General features: G+C 64.7%; 3 protein-coding genes. 1 reads left to right on the top strand and 2 read right to left on the bottom strand.

What is annotated here, in order from left to right; translation table 11 throughout:
• Together dnaG and EOA28_RS32695 are read right to left on the bottom strand one after the other, a co-directional pair.
• Positions 1 to 1,542: DNA primase (gene dnaG, locus EOA28_RS32700; RefSeq protein WP_128315699.1), on the bottom strand; the 1,542-nt coding region annotated here is incomplete at its 3' end.
• 136 nt (positions 1,543 to 1,678) lie between these two features.
• Complete coding sequence (locus EOA28_RS32695; RefSeq protein WP_127252862.1) at positions 1,679 to 2,044, bottom strand: RcnB family protein; 366 nt, start codon at positions 2,042 to 2,044, stop codon at positions 1,679 to 1,681.
• A gap of 94 nt (positions 2,045 to 2,138) precedes the next feature.
• On the opposite strand from EOA28_RS32695, the gene EOA28_RS39710 reads away from it, so the two are divergent.
• A partial coding sequence (locus EOA28_RS39710; RefSeq protein ID WP_210214987.1) for a hypothetical protein occupies positions 2,139 to 2,337 on the top strand: 199 nt, incomplete at its 3' end.

Here is a 2,337-nt window from a genome sequence, read left to right as displayed (position 1 = left end):
GTCGAGAAATTCGACATGGGCGAAATTCTCGTCGATCAGCGCCGGGTGGTTGACCAGAGCCACGATGATCGTGGCCTCGCGCACCGACATCCCCTCGCCAGCGCGTTTGACCAGCGCCGAGCGGCCCAGGCTCTCGGTGATCGCGGCGCGCCCGCCGGCAACGCCCCGGCCAAACGCCCCGCCTGGCGCCGAACCCCTGCCGCGCTCGCCCGGCCGGCCGTCGGGGCGTCCGCCATGGCCCTGCCGCACCGCGCGTTGCGAGCCGAAGAAGCTCCGCACCCGCTCGCGCATTTCCTGCTGATATTGGTAGCGCGTGCTTTCGTCGCGGATACGGCCGGCGAGTTCTCCCACTGTCTTTTCCAGCCCCGCGCGCCGCTCGGGTGTGTCGAAAACACCGCCGGCCGTCTCGCGCATCCACAAAAGGTCGACAAGCGGCCGCGCCTCCGAAAGCACGGCGCGGAACGCATCCGGCCCATCGGCCCTGACCAGATCGTCCGGGTCCTTGCCATCGGGCAGCAGCGCAAAGCGCACGCGACGTTCCGGCTGGACCGAAGGCAGCGCCATGTCGGCCGCCCGCCACGCCGCCTTTAGCCCGGCCTGGTCGCCATCGAAGCAAAGCACCGGCTCGGGCGCCATGCGCCACAACAGCTCGAGCTGGTTTTCGGTGAGCGCGGTGCCGAGCGGCGCCACGGCATTCTCGAAGCCGGCCTGCGCCAGCGCGATGACGTCCATATAGCCTTCGACCGCGATCACCGTGCCGCCCTTGGCGAGAGCCTTGCGGGCGCGGGCGAAATTGTAGAGCACGTTGCCCTTGTGGAAGAGCTCGGTGTCGGGCGAATTCATGTATTTGGCCAAGGCATCGGGCGCCAGCGCCCGCCCGCCGAAGGCGATGATCTTGCCGCGCGAATCCGGGATCGGGAACATGATGCGGTCGCGGAACCAATCATACGAAACCGGAATGTCGTCGCCATGCCGCACCAGGCCGCAGGCCTCGATATCGGCCTTCGGCACGCCCTTGGCGGCGAGATGCTCCTTGAGCGCGTTACGGCTATCGGGCGCGTAGCCCAGCCGGAACGATTGCTGCGTGGCCGACGTCAGTCCGCGCTCCCTGAGATACGCACGGGCTTTGGCACCGTCGGCGCTCTGCAGTCGCTCCTGGAAGAAGGCGGTCGCCATCTCCATCACCTCAGTCAGGCTGGCGCGCTCCTTCTCGCGCCGTTCTTCCCGTTCATCGCGCACCGGCATCGGCACGCCGGCCATTTCGGCGATCTTCTCGACCGCCTCGGGGAAACTCATGCCGTCGAGCTCGGTGAGGAACTTGAAGTGATCGCCCGACACTGAGCAGCCGAAGCAGTGATAACGGCCCTTCTTGTCCTCGCAGTGAAAGGACGGGCTTTTCTCGCCGTGGAACGGGCAGCAGGCCCAATAGTCGCCGCGCGACGCGTTGGTCTTCTTCCTGTCCCACGCGACACGCGTGCCGATCACCGATGAAATCGGGACGCGGTCGCGTATCTCGTCGAGGAAGGCGGGCGGAAAGCGCATCTAAGAAAGCTCGTTTGCCCTCCATATAATCAAGCCGGCCGGGCGCTGCGACTCTGTCGGGCCCATCGTACCCGCTTTTCACAGACGAAAAGAAGACGGCCGGATGGCCGCCTTCTGAATTTCCGGGTTGCCGGGATTAGCGCGCGGCGATGGCGCCGAAGATGATGCCGGAAAGGATGCTGACCAGCACATAATCGTTGCCGACGCGGATCCACTCCTGGCCGGGGCCCGGGCGGCGCAGGCCGTAGCGGTGCCAGTCGCGGATCGGCTGGTGGCGCCTCCAGTTGGAATACTTCTGGCCATTGCGCCAGTGGCTGCGCCTAACTACGACCTTCTTCTTCACGACGACCCGCTTGTCGACATGCCGGCCGGGCTTCTGCCAGTCGACCTGCGTGTAATTCGACTGCGGCGCCCTCGGCTGGACGAGCGGCGCGGCCTGGCCGGAGAAGGCCGAGGCGGCCAGCATCGAGGCGGTGACGGCGGAATGTATGAGACGCTTCATGGTCGATACTCCTTGTTGTCGATAGACGCAGGAGTAACCGCCAGCGGATGAACCGAAACTGAACGTTAGAATTACAATTCTGTAATGATTTCCGATGCTTGCTCAAGCCGCTTCAACAACGCTGCGGATTTCCCCGGCCACGCCGCCAAGCGTTGGGCAGCATGAAGCGAAGCGCAGCCGCCAGGCGCATGCAACCAATGCCTTTTCCGTTCATTTCCGACATGCGCCGTCGAGCGGAGACGATCCCCGCATTACAAAATCTATTACCCGGCTAATCTTAATTGGTGTATTTC

It is taken from the genome of Mesorhizobium sp. M2A.F.Ca.ET.067.02.1.1, from assembly GCF_004023285.1.
Lineage (GTDB): Bacteria > Pseudomonadota > Alphaproteobacteria > Rhizobiales > Rhizobiaceae > Mesorhizobium.
The sequence above is the reverse complement of the archived record's forward strand: the minus strand, read 5'-3'. Positions and strand labels throughout refer to the sequence as shown.